This is a genomic window from Rheinheimera sp. SA_1 (assembly GCF_001669775.1).
In the GTDB taxonomy this organism is placed as follows: Bacteria; Pseudomonadota; Gammaproteobacteria; order Enterobacterales; family Alteromonadaceae; genus Pararheinheimera.
On the sequence record NZ_LXWK01000015.1, the window covers coordinates 201,774 to 225,318 of the forward strand.

18 protein-coding genes are annotated in these 23,545 nt (G+C 49.2%); 12 read left to right on the forward strand and 6 right to left on the reverse strand.

Annotated elements, in window-relative coordinates; all coding sequences use genetic code 11:
* Window positions 1–152 precede the first annotated feature (152 nt).
* The 3 genes from A5320_RS08205 to A5320_RS08215 all read right to left on the reverse strand — a co-directional run bounded on the left by A5320_RS08205 (window position 153) and on the right by A5320_RS08215 (window position 4,415).
* Window positions 153–1,310 carry an acyl-CoA dehydrogenase family protein gene (locus tag A5320_RS08205; RefSeq protein ID WP_068063385.1) on the reverse strand — a complete coding sequence of 386 codons (1,158 nt, stop codon included), beginning with the start codon at window positions 1,308–1,310 and terminating at the stop codon, window positions 153–155.
* A gap of 157 nt (window positions 1,311–1,467) precedes the next feature.
* A complete protein-coding gene (locus A5320_RS08210) occupies window positions 1,468–2,964 on the reverse strand; it encodes a CoA-acylating methylmalonate-semialdehyde dehydrogenase (protein WP_068063387.1) in 1,497 nt (498 codons plus the stop codon).
* A 266-nt stretch (window positions 2,965–3,230) separates the two neighbouring features.
* Window positions 3,231–4,415 carry an acetyl-CoA C-acyltransferase gene (locus A5320_RS08215; RefSeq protein ID WP_068063388.1) on the reverse strand — a complete coding sequence of 395 codons (1,185 nt, stop codon included), beginning with the start codon at window positions 4,413–4,415 and terminating at the stop codon, window positions 3,231–3,233.
* Window positions 4,416–4,886: 471 nt separating this feature from the next.
* Between A5320_RS08215 and A5320_RS08225 the strand changes: the two genes are divergently transcribed.
* From A5320_RS08225 to A5320_RS08260, 8 genes are all read left to right on the forward strand, one after another.
* A complete protein-coding gene (locus tag A5320_RS08225; protein WP_269454633.1) occupies window positions 4,887–5,336 on the forward strand; it encodes a MerR family transcriptional regulator in 450 nt (149 codons plus the stop codon).
* On the forward strand, window positions 5,333–6,502 hold the full coding sequence (locus A5320_RS08230) for an isovaleryl-CoA dehydrogenase (protein WP_068063390.1): 1,170 nt from the start codon (window positions 5,333–5,335) through the stop codon (window positions 6,500–6,502). Before A5320_RS08225 ends, A5320_RS08230 begins: the two co-directional genes overlap by 4 nt.
* A 263-nt stretch (window positions 6,503–6,765) precedes the next feature.
* The gene (locus A5320_RS08235) at window positions 6,766–8,373 is read left to right on the forward strand and encodes a carboxyl transferase domain-containing protein (RefSeq protein ID WP_068063392.1); all 1,608 of its coding nucleotides are present in this window, start codon (window positions 6,766–6,768) and stop codon (window positions 8,371–8,373) included.
* Between the two features lie 10 nt (window positions 8,374–8,383).
* The gene (locus A5320_RS08240; protein WP_231916681.1) at window positions 8,384–9,238 is read left to right on the forward strand and encodes an enoyl-CoA hydratase-related protein; all 855 of its coding nucleotides are present in this window, start codon (window positions 8,384–8,386) and stop codon (window positions 9,236–9,238) included.
* Window position 9,239: 1 nt separating this feature from the next.
* Window positions 9,240–11,222 (forward strand): acetyl-CoA carboxylase biotin carboxylase subunit, encoded by a 1,983-nt coding sequence (locus A5320_RS08245; RefSeq protein ID WP_068063394.1) that lies wholly within the window; start codon window positions 9,240–9,242, stop codon window positions 11,220–11,222.
* Between the two features lies 1 nt (window position 11,223).
* Window positions 11,224–12,168: a hydroxymethylglutaryl-CoA lyase gene (locus tag A5320_RS08250; RefSeq protein ID WP_068063396.1), complete on the forward strand. Its 945-nt coding sequence runs from the start codon at window positions 11,224–11,226 to the stop codon at window positions 12,166–12,168.
* A gap of 211 nt (window positions 12,169–12,379) precedes the next feature.
* Complete coding sequence (locus A5320_RS08255; protein ID WP_068063399.1) at window positions 12,380–13,105, forward strand: CoA transferase subunit A; 726 nt, start codon at window positions 12,380–12,382, stop codon at window positions 13,103–13,105.
* The gene (locus A5320_RS08260; RefSeq protein WP_068063401.1) at window positions 13,105–13,761 is read left to right on the forward strand and encodes a CoA transferase subunit B; all 657 of its coding nucleotides are present in this window, start codon (window positions 13,105–13,107) and stop codon (window positions 13,759–13,761) included. The genes A5320_RS08255 and A5320_RS08260 overlap by 1 nt, the downstream gene beginning before the upstream one ends.
* Before the next feature lie 68 nt (window positions 13,762–13,829).
* Here the strand turns inward: A5320_RS08260 and A5320_RS08265 are convergent, their stop codons facing one another.
* Together A5320_RS08265 and A5320_RS08270 are read right to left on the reverse strand one after the other, a co-directional pair.
* Complete coding sequence (locus A5320_RS08265) at window positions 13,830–14,369, reverse strand: hypothetical protein (protein ID WP_068063403.1); 540 nt, start codon at window positions 14,367–14,369, stop codon at window positions 13,830–13,832.
* Window positions 14,370–14,622: 253 nt separating this feature from the next.
* Entirely contained in the window at window positions 14,623–15,507 is an 885-nt protein-coding gene (locus A5320_RS08270) for an NAD(P)-dependent oxidoreductase (RefSeq protein WP_068063405.1), read from the reverse strand.
* 108 nt (window positions 15,508–15,615) lie between these two features.
* Between A5320_RS08270 and A5320_RS08275 the strand changes: the two genes are divergently transcribed.
* Window positions 15,616–16,122, forward strand: coding sequence for a glutathione peroxidase (locus A5320_RS08275; protein WP_068063407.1), 507 nt, complete (start codon window positions 15,616–15,618; stop codon window positions 16,120–16,122).
* Window positions 16,123–16,233: 111 nt separating this feature from the next.
* On the forward strand, window positions 16,234–17,217 hold the full coding sequence (locus tag A5320_RS08280; protein ID WP_068063409.1) for a 2-hydroxyacid dehydrogenase: 984 nt from the start codon (window positions 16,234–16,236) through the stop codon (window positions 17,215–17,217).
* A gap of 108 nt (window positions 17,218–17,325) precedes the next feature.
* Here the strand turns inward: A5320_RS08280 and A5320_RS08285 are convergent, their stop codons facing one another.
* Window positions 17,326–19,554: a S9 family peptidase gene (locus A5320_RS08285; protein ID WP_068063412.1), complete on the reverse strand. Its 2,229-nt coding sequence runs from the start codon at window positions 19,552–19,554 to the stop codon at window positions 17,326–17,328.
* A gap of 306 nt (window positions 19,555–19,860) precedes the next feature.
* On the opposite strand from A5320_RS08285, the gene A5320_RS08290 reads away from it, so the two are divergent.
* Both A5320_RS08290 and A5320_RS08295 read left to right on the forward strand, forming a co-directional pair.
* A complete protein-coding gene (locus A5320_RS08290; protein ID WP_068063414.1) occupies window positions 19,861–22,440 on the forward strand; it encodes a TonB-dependent receptor plug domain-containing protein in 2,580 nt (859 codons plus the stop codon).
* 119 nt (window positions 22,441–22,559) lie between these two features.
* A complete protein-coding gene (locus A5320_RS08295) occupies window positions 22,560–23,483 on the forward strand; it encodes an alpha/beta fold hydrolase (RefSeq protein WP_068063415.1) in 924 nt (307 codons plus the stop codon).
* Window positions 23,484–23,545 lie beyond the last annotated feature (62 nt).

Here is a 23,545-nt window from a genome sequence, read left to right on the forward strand (position 1 = left end):
TATGTTTGTTATCACAGTCCGCATGCCGGGGTCTGATGCAAAGACCGGTAAGTCGCAGCCAGATAACAACGGGGCATTGATGCGTGTCAGACAATTTTCACCCTTGCCCCGTTCATTTTACCCTGAGAAAATGTCACCAAATCAGATACGCTTTATAAAATATCGCTGGCAGCACTGTCCAGTAAACGACGGCCGATGATCAAGCGCATAATTTCGTTGGTACCTTCCAAAATCTGGTGCACCCGCACATCGCGGAAATGCCGCTCCAGTGGATATTCTTTAATGTAACCATAACCGCCATGAATTTGCAGCGCCTGATCGCAGACCTGAAACCCGATATCGGTGGCAAAACGTTTTGCCATGGCGCAATAAGCAGTTTTCTCAGCGTCATCACTGTCCAGTTTAAAGGCAGCCAAGCGTACTAACTGTCTGGCTGCCACTAACTCGGTTGCCATATCAGCAAGCTTAAATTGCAATGCCTGAAACGCCGCCAGCGGTTTACCAAATTGTTCACGTTCCAGCATATAGTTGCGGGCGGTATTGAGCGCCTGCTGCGCCGTACCGATGGAACAAGTTGCGATATTAATGCGGCCGCCATCAAGGCCTTTCATCGCGAAAGTAAAACCTTCACCTTCATTGCCGAGCAGATAATGCGCTGGAATTCGCACGTTATCAAAAGTGACTAAGCGGGTCGGCTGCGCGTTCCAGCCCATTTTTTCTTCGGCTTTGCCGTAAATCACCCCTGCTGCATCAGCTGGCACAATAAAAGCAGAAATGCCTTTTGGTCCAGCTTCACCGGTCCGCGCCATTACCACCAATACTTCAGTAGCACCGGCCCCCGAGATAAACATTTTTGAGCCGTTAATAACGTAGCTATCGCCATCTTTTTTCGCGCTGGTGCGCAACGACGCAGCATCAGAACCTGAACCTGGCTCAGTTAAGCAGTAAGACGCCAGCTTTTCACCGGTGACCAACGTTGGACACCATTCGTCTTTAGCAACTGCGGTGCCCCAGGTGGCAATCATCCAGGTTGCCATATTATGAATGGTCAACATGGCCGTGGTCGCAGTACAACCCATTGCTAACTGTTCGAAAATAATCGAAGAATCTAAGCGAGACAGACCTAAACCACCGGCATCTTCCGGCGTGTATAACGAGCAAAAACCTAACTCACCGGCTTTTTGCAGCACGTCTTTCGGGAAATGGTGGGTGCGATCCCACTCAGCAGCAAAAGGCGCTAATTCAGTTTCAGCAAACTGACGGGCGGTATCGGCAAAAGCTTTTTGATCTTCGGTTAAATTGAAATTCATTGGGTTACCTTTTTCATGCACACATAAATGCTGACGTAATTTTCTAAGCAGCCATGTTATTGGATCTGGCTAAGCGGACAATCAAAAGCCGCGCGGGGAGCGCGCGGCGGGTCCGCGTGTCAGAGCCAACAACATGGCTTTGACACCCAGTGCAACATTAACGCAAGTTAATCGACATATTCGGCCCGCTGGCCGCCATATCATCTTCAAACCAGCGTGCAGTAATGGTTTTAGTTTCAGTGTAGAAACGCACTGCTTGTTTGCCGTAGGCATGCTGGTCGCCATAGAACGAACCTTTCCAACCGGTGAACGAAAAAAATGGCAGAGGCACCGGAATTGGAATGTTAATACCAACCTGACCGACTTCCACTTCATGCTGATATTTACGGGCGGCGTGGCCGCTGGCGGTGAAAATGGCGGTACCGTTACCAAATGGACTGGCGTTAACAAGCGCAATAGCTTCATCCAGTGAATTTACCGTCATGGTATTCAGCACCGGGCCAAAGATTTCTTCTTTATAAATCGCCATGTCGGTAGTGACGTTCGAGAATACCGTTGGGCCAACCCAGTTACCATTTGGATAACCTTCAACCACAACACCAGAACCATCCAGCAGACAAGTTGCGCCTTCTTTTTTACCCTGTTCAATCAACGACAACACCCGGGCACGGGCTTGTGGGCTGATTTGTGGGCCATAAGCAGCATTTGGATCGGTATAAACGCCAGGACGTACTTTGCCAATGGCGGCAGCCACATCCGGGATCCACTCAGCAGCAGAACCCACAAACACTGCAACTGAAATCGCCATACAGCGTTGACCTGCAGCACCAACCGATGCACCAACCAGGGCATTCACCACCTGATTTTTATTGGCATCCGGCATAATGACCATATGGTTTTTCGCGCCAGCAAAAGCCTGCACGCGTTTTAAATTGTCGGTACCGGTTTTGTAAATGTACTGACCCACATTCACCGAGCCAACAAAAGAAATGGCTTTAATTTCTTTGTGATGCAGCAATACATCAACTTGTTCTTTATTGCCGTGTACCACCTGTAATACGCCTTTTGGCGCACCGGCTTGTGCAAACAGCTCGGCAATGCGGTTGACGGTCATCGGATCTTGTTCCGACGGTTTTAATACGAAGGTATTACCGCAAGCGATCGCCATCGGGAACATCCACAATGGGATCATCGCCGGGAAGTTAAATGGGGTGATACCGGCACAAACGCCAAGAGGCTGAATATAACTATAGGTATCAATGCTACGCGCCACATTTTCGACCGTCTCGCCCATCATTAATGAAGGAATATTGGCGGCCTGTTCAACCACTTCAATGCCACGCCAAACGTCACCTTTGGCATCTTCCACCGTTTTGCCGAGTTCTCTGCAAATAATGTCGGCGATATCGGCCTGATGTTCTTTCAAAAGTGCCGCAAAGCGCATCATTAACCGGGCGCGTTCTGATACTGGTGTTTCTTTCCAGCTTAAAAACGCTTCTTTGGCGGAACTAATCGCATGTTCCATTTCGTCGATGGTGGTGCATGGCACCTGAGCGATCACTTCCTGCGTGGCAGGGTTAGTCACCGGGATGAATTTTTCACTTTTTGAGTGGACAAATTCGCCGTTGATAAACAGCTGAACCTGAGTAGTCATATCTTATTCCCCGTTTGGTACCGCCACCTTCTGAGCGTTGGTACTGATTATTTGTGAAACCTGTTGATGAAAGTTCTTGATATTAATTCCGCAGCAACGCCACAGTCGGCTTTTGGACCGAAGCAACTGTCGAACGCAGACACGCCCATAAACTCATCCCTGAGGGGCTCGATGCGCGCCATCCCTGGCGCGCAACGGTCTGCTTATCAACAGTCACTTCAGTCCTGCTACGTATTTGTTATGACTTAAAAAACTTTAACTGACCGTTAAACCACTTCCACTGCTAATGCCACCGCTTCACCGCCACCGATACATAAAGATGCAATTCCGCGTTTTAAACCGCGGGCTTTTAACGCATGAATTATGGTCACCAGAAGACGGGCACCTGAAGCGCCGATTGGATGGCCCAGTGCACAAGCGCCGCCGTTGACGTTGACTTTGGCCTCATCCAGGCCCATTTCTTTCACCGCCAACATAGTGACCATGGCAAAAGCTTCGTTGATTTCCCACAGATCAACATCGTTTTTATCCCAGCCTAATTTAGCCAGTAATTTGGTCATCGCGCCTACCGGAGCGACGGTGAACAGTGCGGGTTCCATCGAATGCGTAGCATAACCAACGACGCGTGCTAAAGGCATAGCGCCTTGTTCAATAGCATCAGCTTCACGCATCAGCACCAGCGCGGCAGCGCCATCAGAAATTGAACTGGAGTTAGCGGCAGTAATAGTGCCGTCTTTGGCAAAAGCTGGACGCAGCGTCGGAATTTTATCAACTTTGGCATTGCCCGGCTGTTCATCAGTGGCAAATACCACATCACCTTTGCGGCTTTGAATGGTAACCGGAGCAATTTCTGCGACAAAAGCACCGCTGTTAATAGCTGCCTGAGCGCGGGTCAATGATTGCACTGCAAAACGATCCATCGCTTCGCGGCTGAAATCTTGTTCGTTGGCGGTGACCTGGGCGAAACAGCCCATTGCTTTGCCATCGTAAGCATTTTCCAGACCGTCTAACATCATGTGATCTTTGACTTCGCCGTGGCCCATCCGCATGCCGGAGCGCGCTTTTGGTAGCAAATAAGGTGCGTTGGACATTGATTCCATACCACCAGCAACGACGACATCGGCGCTCCCCGCTTTTAATAAATCGGAAGCCAGCATCACCGCTTTTAAGCCTGATCCGCATACTTTATTGATGGTGGTGGCACCGGCTGATAATGGTAGACCGGCTTTTAAAACTGCCTGACGGGCTGGCGCCTGACCTAAACCTGCTGGTAATACACAACCCATAATCACTTCGCTGACTTTATCTGCGGCTAAACCAGACTGCGCTAAAGCCGCGCTGATCGCCGTTGCGCCTAAATCGGTAGCGCTCACATCGGCCAGACCGCCGATAAAACCGCCCATTGCGGTGCGTTTGGCGGCGACGATTACGATTTGAGTTTGTTCAGCCATGGTGTCAGATACTCCGGAGTTTTAACTGCTGTAATAAGAAAAAACGATCGCTTTGGATCAGATTGAGCAAGAGCCTACACCAAATTTACGTTTACGCCAACGTCAACCGACCAGCAGGTTGCTGTTCAGTGCAAAGTACCGTGGACCGGCTGTCTACGCGGGCACACAGTCGGTGGCATCTAATCTTTACAATCCATTTAAGCTGGCGCCAAATTCAGACAGTCACAGCTCGGCAAACAACCGCAAGTTAAGCGATAGCTAATTGAATTCTCTGAATTATCTGAACTTAAAATGTTTAAATTGAAACAATCGCTTAGCGCTGCAGTATTGGCTCCAAGCTCCTGTAATTCCGACATTCATGCTCTGCATATGTCAACCACTGCCAGCCCACAGCTTTACCTTTACGTAAACTTCACTTATAGTTGCAAACGATTTTGACCTTCGCCTGACAGACATAAAAGTGGCCACATCGTGATAGATAAAGTGATAGAAAAAGACGATAAAACATACAGCATCAGCGAACTTGCTAAAGAGTTCGATATCACCACCCGTAGCATTCGTTTTTACGAAGATCAGGGGTTGCTGACGCCATTACGCCAGGGTCAAACCCGCATTTACAGCAAAAGAGACCGGGTCCGGCTGAAACTGATTTTACGCGGCAAACGCTTAGGATTCAGTCTGTCAGAGACCGGTCAGCTGTTTGAACTCTACGACGCCGATAAGTCGAGCGTCACCCAACTGACTATTATGCTGAAGCTGATCGAACAGAAAAAACTCGAACTGCACCAGCAAATGGACGATATCAAAGTGGTACTGATGGAATTGGTCACCGTTGAAAAACGTTGTCGCGAGACCTTAGTCGAAGCCAAAACATCAGAATCTAAATCAAACACCTTATCCGCAAACGGGGAACTTTCATGATTAGCAGCTATAAATCGCTTAACTTTGATCTCGGCGAAACCGTCGACATGATCCGCGAACAAGTAAACAGTTTCGCCCGTGAAGAAATTGCCCCGCGCGCGGCGCAAATTGACCACGACAATGAATTCCCGAACGATTTATGGCGCAAATTCGGTGACTTAGGCCTGCTGGGCGTCACCGTCGATGAGAAATACGGTGGCTCTGGTTTAGGCTATCTGGAACATGTGGTGGCGATGGAAGAAATCAGCCGCGCTTCAGCCTCAGTAGCTCTGTCTTATGGCGCTCATTCGAACCTGTGTGTGAATCAAATTTTCCGCAACGGCAACGAAGCGCAAAAAATGAAATACCTGCCAAAACTGTGTTCTGGTGAACATATTGGTGCGCTGGCGATGTCAGAACCGAATGCCGGTTCGGATGTGGTTTCGATGAAACTGCGCGCCGAAAAACAAGGCGACCGTTATATCCTGAACGGCAATAAAATGTGGATCACCAATGGTCCGGATGCGCACACTTATGTGATTTATGCCAAAACCGACATTAACGCCGGTTCTAAAGGCATCACCGCTTTTATCGTCGAACGTGGTTCTAAGGGTTTTTCGCAGGCGCAAAAACTGGACAAACTCGGCATGCGCGGTTCCAACACTTGTGAGCTGGTGTTTGAAGATTGTGAAGTGCCGGAAGAAAACGTGCTTGGCACTGTTGGCTCTGGCGCGCGGGTGTTGATGTCGGGTCTGGATTACGAGCGTCTGGTGCTGGCCGGTGGCCCACTCGGCATTATGCAGGCTTGTATGGATATCGTTGTTCCTTATGTGCACGACCGCAAGCAGTTTGGTCAGGCGATTGGTGAGTTCCAGTTAGTCCAGGGCAAACTGGCCGACATGTATACCCAAATGAATGCGGCCAAGGCTTATACCTATACGGTGGCCAAGGCTTGTGATCGCAAAGAGACTACGCGTAAAGATGCGGCGGCGGTGATTTTGTACACGGCTGAACTGGCGACCAAAATGGCGCTGGATGCGATTCAGTTGCTGGGTGGCAATGGTTATATCAATGAATACCCAACCGGGCGGTTATTACGTGATGCCAAGTTGTATGAGATTGGTGCCGGCACGTCCGAGATCCGTCGCATGTTAATCGGCCGGGAACTGTTTAACGAGTCGAATTGATATTGCCCGGCAATTTTGTGTAAAGGGGATTGCCGCCTACAAAACGCCGACACGCCCATAAACCCATCCCTGGGGGGCTCGATTCGCAGCATCCATGCTGCTCAACGGTCGGCTTATTTGTAGACGACATCCCCTGCCGATATTGTCGAAATAAGTAACACCATCATTCGACCCGGGGGCTGCGCCCCTGCTTTCGTCGCGGTAAGAGCAAAGAGCGCAGTTACAGGCAAAGCGCTACTTCCAATTTTTTATAGGTGACATAAGTGACCAGACTCTCTAGCAAGATAAATCCCAGAAGTGCTGAATTTTTGCAAAACGCAGCTGCGATGCAGGCGATGGTGGATGATCTGAATGCCAAGGTGCAGCAGATTAAACTTGGTGGCGGTGAAGCGCTAATTGCCCGGCATACTTCGCGTGGCAAATTGTTTGTGCGCGATCGTATTCAGAAGTTGCTGGATCCTGGCTCGCCTTTTTTAGAAATCGCGCAATTTGCTGCCTGGCAATGTTATGACGATTATGTGCCGGCGGCGGGTGTTGTTGCTGGTATTGGCCGGGTCAGTGGTGTTGAGTGCATGATTGTCGGTAATGATGCAACGGTCAAAGGTGGTACTTATTATCCGCTGACGGTGAAAAAGCACTTACGGGCGCAGGAAATTGCTGAACGTTGCCAGTTGCCTTGTATTTATCTGGTCGATTCTGGTGGTGCGAATTTACCGCGCCAGGACGATGTATTCCCGGACAAACTGCATTTTGGGCGGATTTTCTTTAATCAGGCGAATATGTCCGCCAAAGGTATTCCGCAAATTGCCGTGGTGATGGGCCTTTGTACCGCTGGTGGTGCTTATGTGCCGGCGATGGCGGATGAGTCGATTATCGTCAAAGAACAAGGCACTATTTTCCTGGCGGGTCCACCGCTGGTGAAAGCAGCCACTGGTGAAGAAGTGTCAGCCGAAGATTTAGGCGGCGCTGATGTGCATTGCCGTATTTCCGGGGTGGCCGATCACTATGCACAAAATGATGAACATGCGTTGCAACTGGCGCGCAACAGTATTTCTCGTCTCAATCGCGTGTCGCCTGTGCTGCGTGATGTGAAAGCTTCGCAAGAGCCGTTATTTGACGCGAAAGAGCTATACGGCATTGTCGGCACCGATTTGAAAAAGCCATTTGATGTGCGTGAAGTCATCGCACGGATTGTGGACGGCTCCGATTTTGATGAATTTAAACAGCTGTATGGCGCGACTTTAGTTTGTGGTTTTGCGCGTATCTTTGGCAATCCGGTGGGTATCGTCGCCAATAATGGGATTTTATTCTCAGAATCGGCTCAAAAAGGCGCGCACTTTATTGAGCTGTGTTGCCAGCGCAAAATTCCATTGTTGTTCCTGCAAAATATCACCGGTTTTATGGTCGGTCAGAAATATGAAGCCGAAGGCATTGCCAAACATGGCGCGAAAATGGTGACTGCGGTGTCTTGCGCCAAAGTGCCAAAATTCACCGTGCTGATTGGCGGCTCTTATGGTGCTGGCAACTACGGTATGTGTGGTCGCGCTTACGACCCAACCATGATGTGGATGTGGCCAAATGCCCGTATATCAGTGATGGGCGGCGAACAAGCGGCTGGCGTGATGGCGCAAGTCACCAAAGATGGTTTGGCGCGTAAAGGCGAAACTTTATCGGCGGACGCGGAAGCTGCGCTGAAAAAACCAATTATCGAGCAGTACGAGCAACAAGGTCATCCTTATTATGCGTCAGGCCGGTTGTGGGACGATGGCATTATTGACCCGGCGCAAACCCGGATGGTGGTGGGCTTGGCTTTGGCCGCGTCTTTGAATGCGCCAATTGAAGAGACACGCTTTGGCGTGTTCCGGATGTAATGGAGCTGCTATGGAAATCGCAATGAAGACTTACCAATACATCACCACATCCATCGACCAGCGTGGTGTCGCGCAGCTGGTGCTCAATCGCCCTGAAGTGCATAACGCCTTTGATGACATCATGATTGGCGAGCTTATTCAGGCGCTAGATAGCTTTGCTGCCAATGATCAAGTGCGGGTTTTACTGCTGCGGTCAAACGGCAAAAACTTCAGCGCTGGCGCCGACTTAGGCTGGATGCGCTCAATGGCCGAAAAGAATTACGATGACAATTTGCTGGACGCTGGTGAATTGGCAAAGCTGATGCAAAAACTCGACAACTTCCCTGCCCCAACCATCGCTTTAGTGCAAGGCGCAGCTTTTGGTGGCGCTGTTGGTTTAGTGGCTTGTTGCGACATTGCCATTGCCTCTGATAAAGCCAGCTTCTGCTTAAGTGAAGTAAAAATTGGTTTGATGCCAGCGGTGATTAGTCCTTATGTAGTGCGGGCAATCGGCGAACGCGCCAGTCGTCGTTATTTCCTCACCGCTGAGCGTTTTTTCGCGGCAGAAGCGCTGCATTTAGGTTTGCTGCATAAGATCGTCAGCGACGATGAACTGCATGGTGTGTCAGACGCGATGGTGCAAACTTTACTCGCCAATAGCCCTGCCGCAGTCAAAGCAGCTAAAGATCTGATCTTCACCGTCGCCAATCAGCCGACGACTCAAGCGCTGATTGACGAAACCAGCCGTCGTATTGCGGCAATTCGGGTATCCGCTGAAGGTCAGGAAGGATTATCAGCCTTTTTGCAAAAACGTACACCGGCCTGGCAGCTTGCGCCGACAACCGGTGAACCGGCAATCGTATCTCCATCCAAGGGACAGGCTTAATATGTTTGATAAAATTCTGATCGCAAACCGCGGCGAAATTGCCTGTCGCGTGATTAAAACCGCTCATCAGTTGGGTATTCGCTGTGTGGCGGTGTATTCCGAAGCTGATGCCAATGCACGGCATGTGCAAATGGCGGATGAAGCGTATTTATTAGGCCCGGCGCCAAGCAAAGAGTCGTATTTACGCGCCGATAAAATTCTGGAAATCGCCAAAAAATCCGGCGCTCAGGCAGTGCACCCAGGCTACGGCTTTTTATCGGAAAACGAAGGTTTTGCACAAGCTTGTGCAGAAGCGGGCGTGGTGTTTATTGGCCCACCGGTGCCCGCCATTGCGGCGATGGGCAGTAAAAGCGCTGCCAAAGAAATTATGAGTAAAGCTGGTGTACCACTGGTACCGGGTTACCATGGTGAAAACCAGGATGAAGCCTTTTTAGCCGCAGAAGCCGAAAAGGTCGGTTACCCATTGCTGCTCAAAGCCGCTTACGGTGGCGGTGGTAAAGGTATGAAAGTGGTCTGGCAAACCTCCGAGTTTCTGGAACAGCTGCAAAGCGCTAAACGTGAAGCATTAAACGGTTTTGGTAACGATAAAATTCTGATGGAACGTTATCTGACCAAACCACGCCACGTCGAAATTCAGGTATTTGCCGACAATTTTGGCAATGCGGTGTATTTGCATGAGCGGGATTGCTCGATTCAGCGCCGCCATCAAAAAGTGATTGAAGAAGCGCCAGCGCCGAATTTCTCGCCGCTGCAACGTAAAGCGATGGGCGAAGCCGCCGTCAAAGCCGCGCAGGCCATTGGTTATGCCGGAGCCGGTACGGTGGAATTCCTGTTTGACGAAGATGGTTCGTTCTATTTTATGGAAATGAACACCCGGCTGCAGGTAGAGCATCCGGTTACGGAAATGATCACCGGCCAAGATTTGGTCAAATGGCAGTTGCTGGTGGCAAGTAATCAGCCGCTGCCACTGACGCAAGACGAAATTCCACTGGACGGCCACTCGATTGAAGTGCGGGTGTATGCCGAAGATCCGGACAATAACTTCCTGCCAGCCACCGGCAAGCTGACCTATTTACGCCAGCCGGACACCAATCGCCATGTGCGGATTGATACCGGTGTCGTAGAAAACGATGAAGTGTCGCCATTTTACGATCCGATGATCGCCAAACTGATTGTCTGGGACGAAAGCCGCGACCGCGCTATTGCCCGGATGCGCCGCGCACTGGATGATTACCGCATCGCTGGTGTGAAAACCAATCTCAATTTCCTGACCCGCTTGGTTGAACATCCGGCGTTTGGCCGTGCTGAACTCGACACTCATTTTATCGAACATCATCAGGCGGAACTCTTTGCGCCAGAGCAAAATGAGCCGACGCAGGCGCTGATTTTGGCGGCTTTGTATTTGCTGTTAAAGCAACAGCCTTCCACAACCGCCAGTTCGCCGTGGCAGTCAGCCATTGGTTGGCGGATGAATGAAAACGCCAGTGTTAGCTTTAACCTAAGCCAGGGCGAGCAGAGCCAACAAGTCACTATCACTCAACAAGCTGATGCTTTTGTGGTGGCAGTTAACGACTTGAGCTTAACCATCAAAGCGCAGTTAAACCACGATGAGCTGACCGCCAATATCAGCGGCCACCAGTGTAAAGTGCGGGTCAGTCAGTTTGGCGATACGGTTTCGGTATTTATCAAACAACAACGTTTTGATTTTGACTACAAAACCATCGTGGAAGTTGCGGCAAGTGACGAAAGCGCTGGTAGCTTAAAAGCGCCGATGAATGGCACTGTGGTGGCGGTTTTAGTCAGCGCAGGGCAGCAAGTTGAAGCAGGTCAAACTTTGTTGGTGATGGAAGCGATGAAGATGGAATATGCCATCAAGGCGCCTGCCGCTGGTGTCGTCAACGCACTGTTTTATGCCTCCGGTGATTTAGTCAAAGACGGCGCTGAACTGGTTGATTTTACTGCTACTGCTAAAGCCGAGGCCTGAGATGAATCAGTCAAATTTAGTTCCGCAAGGCTTTCCACCACTCTTTCCAGCGGTAGTCCGCATTGTTGAAGTCGGTCCGCGCGATGGCCTGCAAAATGAAGTGGCAGTGCCCTTAGCAGCTAAAATTGCGCTGGTGGATGCCTTAGCCGACTCGGGGTTAACCACCATTGAAACCGGATCTTTTGTCAGCCCAAAGTGGGTGCCACAAATGGCCGATTCCGCTGCGGTTTTTGCTGGTGTCACGCGCAAAGCCGGCGTCACCTATACTGCCCTGACGCCAAACCTACAAGGTTATCAGGCAGCTAAAGCAGCCGGTGCCGATGAAGTGGCGATTTTTGGTGCGGCGTCAGAAGCTTTTAGTCAGAAAAATATCAACTGCAGCATTGCTGAGAGCTTAGCGCGGTTTGAGCCGGTCGTTGCTGCAGCGAAAGCCGATGGCCTGCGGGTGCGTGGTTATGTCTCTTGTGTGGTCGGTTGCCCTTATCAGGGTGATGTAGCGCCGAGCGAAGTTGCGCGGGTGGCTAAAGCATTGCTGGAGATGGGCTGCTACGAAATATCACTGGGCGATACCATCGGTGTTGGTACACCGGCCAAAGTACTGGCCATGCTCGATGCCGTGCTGGCCGTGGTTCCTGTTAACAAAATTGCAGTACATTTTCACGACACTTACGGCCAGGCGTTAACAAATATTTACGCCGCGCTAAGCCGCGGTGTGGCGGTGATTGACAGCGCTGTAGCCGGACTTGGCGGCTGTCCTTACGCTGCCGGTGCGTCAGGCAATGTTGCCACTGAAGATGTGGTGTATTTACTGAATGGTCTTGGCATCCAGCACGGCGTTGCGTTAAATACGCTCGCCCGCGCTGGCTGGGCCATTGCAGAGGCGCTCGGTAAAGCACCTAGTTCTAAAGTAGGATTGGCGCTGAAGGCCAAATGTCAGCAAAATTAACACCGTATTCGCAGCATTTTCAGTACCAAAAAAATAGATTATACCCAAAATCATTGAAGATTCGGGTAGGCGACGAGCGAGTGACACTGGAACGCCAGCCCGGCCAGGAGCATAGCTGTCTATGTGACTGGGTCGGACTGGCGCCCCAGGGAATGAGCGAAGACAACAACCCCGCATCTTCAAGGATGACGGGTATATATGAGGACTTCACATGGCAGGGTTTAACAAGGTCGTACAGAGTTACGACGAAGCGATGGCGGGCCTGGAAGATGGCATGACCGTCATTGCCGGCGGTTTTGGCCTTTGCGGTATTCCGGAAGGTTTAATTGCCCAGATTAAAAAAATGGGTACCCGCGATTTAACCGTCGTCTCCAATAACTGCGGTGTCGATGGTTTTGGTCTTGGTGTGCTTTTGGAAGATCGCCAAATCAAAAAGATGGTAGCGTCTTACGTCGGCGAAAACGCCTTATTTGAAAAACAACTATTAAGCGGCGAGCTGGAAGTGGAACTGACGCCACAAGGCACGCTGGCCGAAAAAATCCGCGCTGGTGGTGCTGGCATACCGGCATTCTTTACGGCAACAGGCTACGGCACGCCCGTGGCCGACGGCAAAGAAACCCGCGAAATTAATGGCCGCAATTATGTGCTGGAACCTTCCATTACCGGCGATTTTGCGATTGTCCGCGCCTGGAAAGCCGACCGTTACGGTAATCTGGTGTTCCGTCATACCGCCATGAACTTCAATCCAATGGTCGCCACTGCCGGTAAAATCACCGTGGCTGAAGTCGAAGAAATTGTCGAACCTGGTGAGTTAGAACCATCACAAATTCACACTCCAGGTATTTATGTGCAACGGGTGATTAAAGCCAGTTTTGAAAAACGGATTGAACGTCGGATGGTTCGCCAAACCGGTCATTCAACAGAAGGAGCAGCATAATGGCCTTATCCCGTGAACAAGTCGCGATGCGTGTGGCGCAAGAACTGAAAGACGGTTATTACGTCAATTTAGGCATTGGTATACCAACGCTGGTTGCCAACTATGTGCCAGCCGGTATCGAAGTGATGCTGCAATCAGAAAACGGTTTACTTGGTATGGGCCCGTACCCGACAGACGCCGAAGTTGACGCCGATATGATCAACGCCGGTAAAGAAACTGTCACCGCCATTAAAGGCGCAGCAATTTTCAGCTCGGCGGAAAGTTTCGCCATGATCCGCGGTGGTCATGTAGATTTAACCGTATTAGGCGCTTTTGAAGTCGATCAAAACGGCAATATCGCCAGCTGGATGATCCCAGGCAAACTGGTCAAAGGCATGGGCGGTGCGATGGATTTAGTGGCTGGTGCGCAAAATATCGTGGTGACGATGACCCATGCCGACAAATACGGCAGTTCAAAACTGCTGGAGAGCTGCGCCCTGCCGCTGACCGGCGTTGGTTGTGTGAAGAAAATTGTCACCGACTTAGCGGTATTGGAAGTCAAAGATGGCGCCTTCCATTTACTGGAACGGGCACCTGGCATCAGTGTGGAAGAAATTCAGCAAAAAACTGCTGGTAAATTGATTGTTGCTGGCGATATTCCGGAAATGCGTTTTTAGATTTCACTGTTCGAAACAAGCGATTTTTAACAAGATCAAATCAGCCCCTGTGACGGGCTGATTTGATCTTAACGCAATACCATCAGACTATCCCGCTGAATATCACCGCTGACAATAGCAATCATAGTTGGGGTTTTAACGACCGTGACTTCATGATACTCGCCAATCAACATTACAAACGCCAGTTCGTTATTTTGTAACCGATACCAGCCAACCCGATAATTGGGTAAGTGAATGCCGTTGATGGCAACTTTTGGTGTGAATGGGCCTAGTTCGGTCTGGGTAAAAACATTGATACTGGTTTCGGGTAAGGATAAATCGGTGATAGTGGTGTGATAAAAACCGGCATGAATATGCAGGTTGTTCTCGACAAACTGCACTTTATTATCACTAACCCACCAGGCTGTCAGTAAAAACGCTCCGGTACAACTAAGCACGGACCATAATACCGGTTTTAACCATTGGCGGTTGAGGATCAATAATACCAACGCCAATAGCGCAGGTACAAAGACCATCAGGCCAAATAAGGTGAGATAAAGTTGCCAACCAATGCCAAGCGCAATCATAACTTCACAAGAAAAATACACAAAGTTATAAAATTGTATCATAAACAGATACTACTGCATGACAATAAACTGATTTAATTCATATAAAAAATTAACTGATTATTAAACATACAGTTATGCTAATAAATATGTAAAAACAACGGCCAACTGATGGAATTATCGGCATCGCTGAGATGAGTCATTGCTCAATAACAACGGTTGGTCGTCGTGGCTTTGCGGATATTTAACCTGAACTGTGGAAAGAAATTTACAGTCGTCGGCAGCCACACTTTCTTTCGTGAAGCTGCCGATAACTTTATGACTGAAAACGTTTGATCAGGCTGGAAGTATCAAGCCGCCCACCACCCTGGGCCTGTAATTCGGCATAAAACTGATCAACCAATGCTGTCAACGGCAATTGCGCGCCATTGCGACGGGCTTCGTCGAGCGTGATGCCTAAATCTTTGCGCATCCAGTCCACCGCAAAACCAAAATTGAACTGGCCTTCAACCATGGTTGTACCACGATTTTCCATTTGCCATGATTGAGCAGCGCCTTTGGAAATCACAGCGAGGACAGCTTTGGCATCTAATCCGGCTTGAGTGGCAAAATGCAACGCCTCGGCCAGCCCCTGCACTACACCAGCAATACAAATCTGATTGACCATTTTGGCCAACTGACCAGAGCCGGCAGCGCCAAGCAATTGATAGCTGCGGGCGTAACAACCAAGCGCAGCCTCTGCTTTTTCAAAATCAGTTTGCTCACCACCAACCATAATAGTTAACAAGCCATTTTGAGCGCCAACCTGACCACCAGAAACCGGCGCATCTAAAAACCCCAGTTGCTGCGAAGCGCTAGCTGCCGCCAACTCACGGGCTAAATCGGCTGAGGCTGTGGTGTGATCGACCAGCACCGCTCCCGCCTTCATCGTACTTAACACCCCATCAGTGCCATACACCACTGAACGCACATCTTGATCATTGCCCACGCACAACATCACCAAATCGGCATCTACAGCGGCCGCGGCCGGGGTGGCCGCCTGCAGACCACCATATTGCTGCACCCATTGTGATGCTTTGGCACTGCTACGGTTATATACACAAACTTGCAAACCTTTTTGCTGCAGATGCCCGGCCATTGGGTAGCCCATCACGCCAAGGCCAATAAATGCCACTTTTAAACGCGCTTGATCCGTTGCCATATAATTGTCTTAATTCTGTGAAACACTGATCGTTAGATTACAAACTTATGATACAAATAGCAAAATAGCGCTTAATGCCAGTGAATGGCTGCAATAACAGGAGTATGTATGGCGAACGTGCATCATTTTAAGGTCAAAACAACAGCTGGAAACACAGTTGATTTAAGCCAGTATCAGGGCAAAGTGCTGTTGATTGTCAACACCGCCAGCCAATGCGGTTTTACCCCGCAGTATCACGAACTGGAAAAATTGCATCAGCAATATCATACACAAGGACTGGAAATTCTGGCATTCCCCTGCAACCAGTTTGGCGGCCAGGAACCGGGCACCGATCAGGATATTTCCCAATTTTGTCAGCTGAATTTTGGGGTCACTTTTGGTGTGATGGCGAAAATTCAGGTGAATGGCCCGGAAGCCGAACCGCTATTTGAATATTTAAAAGATCAGGCGCGTGGCGTATTAAAAACCCGTGCTATTAAATGGAATTTTACCAAGTTTCTGGTGAACAAAGATGGAGTTGTGGTGAAACGTTACGCCCCGCGCACCAAACCCAGCCAGTTTGTACAGGCTATCGAAGAAGAACTTGCCAAACAATCGCAACGACTCGGTGCTTAATCTAGATTAAAGTAGCGGATGTTTGATCCAGCACAGACTCTGTTCCTGCCAGTGGTTTATGCTTGCGGCAGATAACTGCTTTGCGCAGGCAAATCCTTGTTGGAGACCACGATGAAAGTTTGTGTATTCAGTACTCAGAAATATGACGAACAAGCGTTTAAACAATGGAGCGATCCGTCGATTGACTGGATTTTTCTCAGTCAAAAACTGGATCTGGTATCAGTCCATGGCGCAGCAGGTGCAGATGCAGTTTGTGTATTTGTGAACGATCAACTGGACGCTCCGGTGCTGCAACGTTTAAAAGAGCTAGGGGTGCGTTTTATTGCGCTACGCTGTGCCGGTTACAACAATGTTGATATTGCGGCGGCCACCCAGTTAGGTTTGAGCGTGGTGCGGGTCCCTGCTTATTCACCACAAGCAGTGGCGGAACACAGTGTCGGACTGATGTTGTGTCTGGACCGGAAGTTTCATAAAGCCTATAACAGAACCCGGGACAACAACTTTGATCTCAATGGCCTGCTTGGATTTAATTTGCATGGTAAAACGGTCGGTATTATTGGTACCGGTCGGATTGGTACAGCGGCGGTAAAAATTCTACTTGGTTTTGGCTGCCGGGTGCTGTGTGTTGATCCGGTAGTTAACCCACAATTGATCAGCATGGGGGCATGCTATGTCAGCCTTGACGAGCTGTATCCACAGGCCGATATCATCAGTTTGTATTGTCCGTTAACGCCGGACAGCCGCCATCTGATTAATGCACAAAGTCTGGGAAAAATGAAAGATGGTGTGATGCTGATCAACACCAGCCGTGGCGCATTGGTGGACACCAAAGCCGTGATTAAGGCACTAAAATCAGCGAAAATCGGCTATTTGGGGTTAGATGTGTATGAGCAGGAAGCCGATTTGTTCTTCAAAGATTTATCCGATCAAATTATTGCCGATGAAGTTTTTCAACGTCTGCTGACCTTCCCCAATGTACTGATCACCGGCCACCAGGCTTTTTTTACCGCTGAAGCGATGGAACAAATCAGCCGTATTACTTCTGACAATCTGTTGCTGCTTGAGCGTGGTGAGCCTTGCCCAAATAAGGTTTAAGATGCAACCGCGGTTGCTGTAGCGTTGGTGTTCTGCCTGAATCTCGGATTATCCAGAAAACATCAGGCCAGCAATCTGCTGGCCTGATCCCTCAAAGTCCGTAACCGATCAGTGCTTTTTATCCCGCAGTTCGCGGTCAAAAAATGTGGTGATAGTGCGGTGCAAATGGGTTTGTACCTGCTGGCCAAACATCGCATGTTTACTGCCAGGATAGGTCATCATTTCAAACACTTTGCCGCTTTGCTGCAACTGCGAGAACAGTTTGGTGCTATTGGCAAATAACACATTGTCATCGGCCATACCGTGGTAAATCAGCAACGAACCTTTTAAGCCATCAGCATACGGAAACACCGCACTGTCGGTATAACCCTGCGCATTGCTGGCCGGATGGCCCAAATAACGTTCGGTGTAATGCGTGTCGTATAAAGTCCAGTCAGTGACCGGCGCACCTGAAACCCCGGCGGCGAAATAATCGCTGGCTTTAAACATCGTCATAATCGCCATGTAGCCGCCGTAACTGTGCCCATAAACGCCGATCCTGCTGGCGTCGACATAAGGCAATGTCCGCAGGTATTCCACGCCGCTGATTTGATCTTCAACTTCCACCACGCCGAGTTTTTTATAGATCGGATCTTCAAACTTCTTGCCGCGATTTTCCGAACCACGATTATCGAGCTGAAACACGATGTAACCACGCTGCGCCATATATTGGAAATACAAATCCTTATGATTCCAGCTATTGGTTACCCGCTGCGCGCCCGGACCACCGTAAACACTGACAATTACCGGATACTTCACGGTCGGCTCCAACTTAGCCGGTTCAAATACCCGGTAATGCAGGGTTTGGCCGTCTTTGGCCTGAATAGTCCCAAACCGCGGTTTCACCAGTTCCGGCCAGTACGGCGTTAATGGATGTTCAGCGGTAAGCTGGTTGTTGGCCAGTATTTCAATGGTCTTGCCTTCGCGGTTTTTTAGCTGCACTTCGGGTAACTGGCTGACACTGGAAAACGTATCCAAAAAGCCACTGCCGTCTTTAGCAACAACCACCGCATGGCTGCTGCCCGCTTCGGTCAGTCGCTTGATGCCACCGTCGGCCAGCGTGAGCTGGTACAAATGTGCTTCTAACGGTGTATCTTTGCGCCCGCTGAAATAAATCTGGCCATTTTTTTCATCAACCGTTTCCAGCTGATTGACAATCCAGTCTCCATCAGTCAACTGACGCAGCATTTTTCCATCCAAATCATATTGATACAGATGTTTAAAACCGCTTCGTTCTGACGCCCAGATAAAGGATTTTTGATCCTTTAAAAAATGCAGATCATTATGTAAGTTAACCCAGGTTGCGCTTTGCTCCTTTAACAACAGCCGCTCGGTTTGACTGACCAAATCCACCAGCCGTAATTCAAGCTGCTGCTGATCACGGCTTTGCCATTGATAGGTTAATAAATTCGGGTTTTGGGTCCAGGCCACCCGTGGCAAATAAATGTCCTGGTCTTTACCATGATCCAGCCAATTCACCGCGGCACCAGCCAGACTGACCACTCCCAGTTTAATTTTGACGTTGGCCGCACCAGCATAAGGGTAACGCTGATTCACCAGTTTAATTTCATCGGCATAAATTTCGTTGCGCACCACCTCGGCCACACCGCTGTCATCAAACTGAGTAAAAGCAATCTTGCTGTCGTCCGGCGCCCACCAGTAACCGGTCATCCGCCCCATCTCTTCCTGAGCCACAAATTCAGCCATACCGTTTTTAATCGGCCCCTGGCCATCTTTGGTCAGTTGGGTTTCGGAACCAGTTTTTAAATCTAATACATAGATATTCTGCTCGCGGACAAAGGACACAAACCGGCCTTTGGGGGAAATCTGCGCGTCAGTTTCAAACTCTTTGGTTTCTGTCAGTTTTTTAGATTTTTTTGTCGCTAAATCAAAATAATACAAATCACCATTCAGCGGGAATAACAATGCTTTGCCGTCTTTTGACCAGCTATAACTGACAATACCGCTGGCAAATAAACGTAAGCGTTCGCGGCGGGCTTTTTCTTCATCTGACAATAGTTCCGGACCGCTGAATAAGGTATCAGAATCCACCAACAATGAATGTTTACCCGTTTTAATTTGGTATTGCCATAGATCTAAACGGTTAGCATCAGAGGATTTTCCTTTGAGATAAGTAATTCGGCTGCCATCAGGCGAATAACCAAGGGATTTTGGCGTCGTGCCACTAAGCACCGGATCGGCAAATATCCGCTCCAGTGGCAACTGGCTGGCGTGCGAAGCAGTGCTCGCAGCTAAAGTTGCAATTAAGGTTAATCCGGTGAGCAAGGGTGAATTCATTGTAAGATCCTGAAGCGTTTGAATTTAGGCTATCTAACGCCAGCAAAATATTTTTTTCAACAGAATACCGCCGATGCACCAAAATTTTCAGTCCACTACTCGCTTGCAACTCAGTCGGGCTGCAGCATTGCACCACAGTTTCTAATTTAGCACCAAAAGAGTGCACACATTTTGCAACGTTTTTGAGATAAATGGGGCGTTTTTCGCGTTGGACAAAACGACATTTTTGCCATAAGTTAGTTCCTGAGCTCAGATAAATATATAAAAGAGCCCTTTCAACGTTCCAGGATATTTAAAGGCAAACCTATGAAAAATAAAACACAACTACACCCTCTCGCCGCTGGTATTCAATCCGCGTTAGCCGGTGGCGCGTTCCTGATGTTGGCTACGACCGGTTTTAGTGCCATGGCACAAGAAGCAACAACAGAACAAAAAGCTGAAGAAAATGTAGAAAAAATTGTTGTGGTCGGTTCGCGTGGTGCGCCGCGCTCAGTTGGCGATTCTGCAGTTCCGGTTGATGTGATTTCTGCCGACGAATTTGTCAAAGCCGGTCCTACCGATATGATGACGCTGATGAGCTCAGTGGTGCCATCCTTTAACGTCAACTCCCAACCGATCAACGATGCGTCAACGCTGGTTCGTCCGGCTAACTTACGTGGCCTGCCACCAGATAGTACCCTGGTATTAGTCAACGGCAAACGCCGTCACCGCTCTGCCGTTATCACCTTCTTGGGTGGTGGCTTATCGGATGGTTCGCAAGGCCCGGATATTTCTAACATTCCGTCGATTGCATTGAAGCAAGTTGAAATTCTGCGTGATGGTGCAGCAGCACAATACGGTTCAGATGCCATTGCCGGTGTGATTAACTTCCGGTTAAAAGATGCCAGCGAAGGCGGCACTATCGAACTCCGCTCTGGTCAGCATTATGATGGTGATGGTGATTTACGTCAGATTTCAGCCAACATCGGTATGCCATTTACCGATAACGGTTTCGCCAACTTCAGTACTGAATTTAAGCAGTCTGATCCAACCAGTCGCAGTGTACAACGGGGTGATGCAGCTGGCTTAATTGCCCAAGGCAACACGCAGATTGCAGATCCAGCACAAGTCTGGGGTTCGCCTGAAATCAAACGTGACTTTAAAGTTTTTGGCAACATCGGCCTGGAAGTAGCAAAAAATACTGAATTCTATTCCTTTGGTAACTTTGCCCAGCGTGATGTGGAAGGTGGTTTCTATTTCCGTAATCCAGTCAACCGTGGTGGTGTGTACTCGAATGATGGTGGTGACAGCTTATTGGTTGGCAATCTGGACGCCAGCAAAGGCTCATGCAGCAACATTGATATCAAAGGATTAAATTACGGCCAAATCAACACTAAAGTCAGCGCCTTACCGGCCCACTGCTTCACCTTCTTCTCCATGTTGCCAGGCGGTTTCACACCAAAATTTGGTGGTATCGTGACTGATGCCGCTTTAGCAGGTGGCGTGAAAGGTGAAATGGACAACGGTTGGAACTACGACTTAAGTACCACTTATGGCCGCAGCGAAGTTGAGTTTTATATCAAAAACACCATCAACGCCTCGCTTGGCCCATCGACGCCACGTGATTTTAACGCAGGTAAATACGTCCAGCAGGAACAAGCTGTTAACTTCGATATGAATAAGCTGATTGAAGTTGAAGCGTTGCCTTATCCATTGGCTGTAGCCGGTGGTCTGGAATACCGTATTGATACATTTGAAATTTATGCTGGTGATAAAAACTCTTTTGAAGTCGGCCCATTGGCTTCACAAGGTTTTGGTATTGGTTCGAATGGTTTCCCAGGCTTCAAGTCTGATGATGCTGGTTCATTTAACCGTTACAACTATGCGGCATACACCGAATTTGGCGCTGAGTTCAGCGACAACTTCCGCTCTGATTTTGCCCTTCGTTATGAAAACTATGAAGATTTCGGTACCACCACCAACGCCAAGCTGAGTGCTCGTTACCAGTTAGTTGACGAAATGGCATTACGCGGTGCCATTAGCACCGGCTTCCGCGCACCAACGATTGGTCAATCAATGGTTCGTAACGTCAGCACTTCATTTGCTGCTGGTAAAGGTCTGGTTGATAACGCGACTCTGCCACCAACACACCCGATTTCTGTGCTCAAAGGCGGTAAAGCATTGACACCGGAAGAGTCGAAAAACTTGTCCTTTGGTACCGTGGTCGAAGTGGATGACTTCTTCGCCACATTGGATTATTTCCGGATCGAAGTGGAAGATCGGATCAGCCAATCATCATCGCAAGAGCTGACTGCCGCTGACGTGCAAGCGTTATTGGCGTTAGGTGTGCGCGATGCCAGCAGCTTCGCAGGGGTGAAATATTTCACCAATGATTTTGATACTACTACACAAGGTCTTGATTTTGTTGCCAACTACAGTGCTGATTTATTAGGTGGCCGGACTACATTCGCGTTAGCGGCGAACTGGACTGATACGTCAGTAGACCAGCACTCCACCAACATCAACGAAGCCAAAATCAAAGTAATTGAAGATGGTTTACCAAGTGTCCGGGGCAGTTTCACCATTAACCATACCCAGGGAGCCTGGCGCGGTTATGTTCGGTTGAATCAATATGGTAGTTATTTCGAAGACCATGCTGACTCTGGCGCCTTAAATGTTGCCGACGGTGGATTACCGTTAAATCTGGGCGCCGAAATGACAGTTGATGCTGAAATCAGCTACGCCTTCGACGAAAACTATGAAATTAGTCTGGGTGCAACCAATCTGTTTGATGAGTTACCAGATGAAAACGTTTGGGCTGATGTACTGGGTGCACAATACCCAACCACAGCTGTTATGGGTTTTAATGGCGGTTTCTACTACGCCCGCATGACCTACAACTTCTAAGCCGATACCTTAGTTATTCATACAATAGCCACCTGCGGGTGGCTTTTTTTATCCGCAACTTGCACGAACAGTCAAAGCATGGCATGTTGATTATTAGAGTAAATACTTGAGAACACGCTGTGCAATTACAACCCTGGAGCTACGCCACCCGCTACGGTTTTACTTTACGCGGCCAACACTCCACCCCTTCCGGTAAACCGGTATTACATGTTTTGCACGGCAATGGTTTTTGCAGCCTGATGTATCAACCGATGCTCAGCTTGCTGACCGCACATTTTGATTTGTTTCTGTCTGACGCTCAGGGTCATGGCGACAGCGATCATGGCGACAAGTTTATTGGCTGGCATCAATGTGCTGATTTGGCTTTAGAAGCATTTATTGCGCACTTGCCGTTGTTTCAACAACACAGGATAAGCCCTACTACTTCCAATGCGACCAAGGCTGTCAAAGTTTATGCATTGGGCCACAGTTTCGGCGGCGTGTTAACGGCGCTGATCAATAGCCGCGCTGACAGCCCATTTTCGCAAGTAGTATTGCTGGACCCGGTATTGTTTCCGCCCTATTTACTCAATAGCATGCGAATTCTGGATAAAGTTGGCCTGTATCGAAAAAACCCATACGCCAAAAAAGCATTAAACCGGCGACACCAGTGGCCGCAGCGCAGTGAGGTAGAAGCTTATCTGACTGATCGCGGTATGTTTAAAGGCTGGGCGCCTTCGGCTTTACATGCTTATATCGACCACGCTCTGCACCATCGGCCGGACGGGATCAGTCTGAAATGTCAGCCGTCACGCGAGGCCGAAATTTTCAGTTCATTTCCGGCAAAGTTATGGACGGAACTGGCGAAGCCCTGCAGCCCGACGTTGCTGCTTTATGGCGATAAAACTTATCCTTTTGTGCCTAAAGCAGTAAAACGCTGGCAACGAATAAACCCGGCAATCACAGCAAAACTGGTGCCTGGTGGTCATTGTTTTATGCAACAACATCCGGAACAAACGGCCTGCCAACTCCTGCAGCACTGGGATTTACCGAGTCCTGAGTAAGTCATCACAGGTTTCAGCCAGCATTAAAATAAATCGGTGAAAGCATGCCGGTTATGGCCCAG

Coding starts and splice junctions, on each gene's coding strand:
- A5320_RS08265 (WP_068063403.1), bottom strand. CDS start 14,369: ATGATACAATTTTATAACTTTGTGTATTTTTCTTGTGAAGTTATGATT.
- A5320_RS08210 (WP_068063387.1), bottom strand. CDS start 2,964: ATGACTACTCAGGTTCAGCTGTTTATCAACGGCGAATTTGTCCACTCA.
- A5320_RS08280 (WP_068063409.1), top strand. CDS start 16,234: ATGAAAGTTTGTGTATTCAGTACTCAGAAATATGACGAACAAGCGTTT.
- A5320_RS08290 (WP_068063414.1), top strand. CDS start 19,861: ATGAAAAATAAAACACAACTACACCCTCTCGCCGCTGGTATTCAATCC.
- A5320_RS08260 (WP_068063401.1), top strand. CDS start 13,105: ATGGCCTTATCCCGTGAACAAGTCGCGATGCGTGTGGCGCAAGAACTG.
- A5320_RS08270 (WP_068063405.1), bottom strand. CDS start 15,507: ATGGCAACGGATCAAGCGCGTTTAAAAGTGGCATTTATTGGCCTTGGC.
- A5320_RS08275 (WP_068063407.1), top strand. CDS start 15,616: ATGGCGAACGTGCATCATTTTAAGGTCAAAACAACAGCTGGAAACACA.
- A5320_RS08245 (WP_068063394.1), top strand. CDS start 9,240: ATGTTTGATAAAATTCTGATCGCAAACCGCGGCGAAATTGCCTGTCGC.
- A5320_RS08205 (WP_068063385.1), bottom strand. CDS start 1,310: ATGAATTTCAATTTAACCGAAGATCAAAAAGCTTTTGCCGATACCGCC.
- A5320_RS08255 (WP_068063399.1), top strand. CDS start 12,380: ATGGCAGGGTTTAACAAGGTCGTACAGAGTTACGACGAAGCGATGGCG.
- A5320_RS08250 (WP_068063396.1), top strand. CDS start 11,224: ATGAATCAGTCAAATTTAGTTCCGCAAGGCTTTCCACCACTCTTTCCA.
- A5320_RS08230 (WP_068063390.1), top strand. CDS start 5,333: ATGATTAGCAGCTATAAATCGCTTAACTTTGATCTCGGCGAAACCGTC.
- A5320_RS08215 (WP_068063388.1), bottom strand. CDS start 4,415: ATGGCTGAACAAACTCAAATCGTAATCGTCGCCGCCAAACGCACCGCA.
- A5320_RS08285 (WP_068063412.1), bottom strand. CDS start 19,554: ATGAATTCACCCTTGCTCACCGGATTAACCTTAATTGCAACTTTAGCT.
- A5320_RS08240 (WP_231916681.1), top strand. CDS start 8,384: ATGGAAATCGCAATGAAGACTTACCAATACATCACCACATCCATCGAC.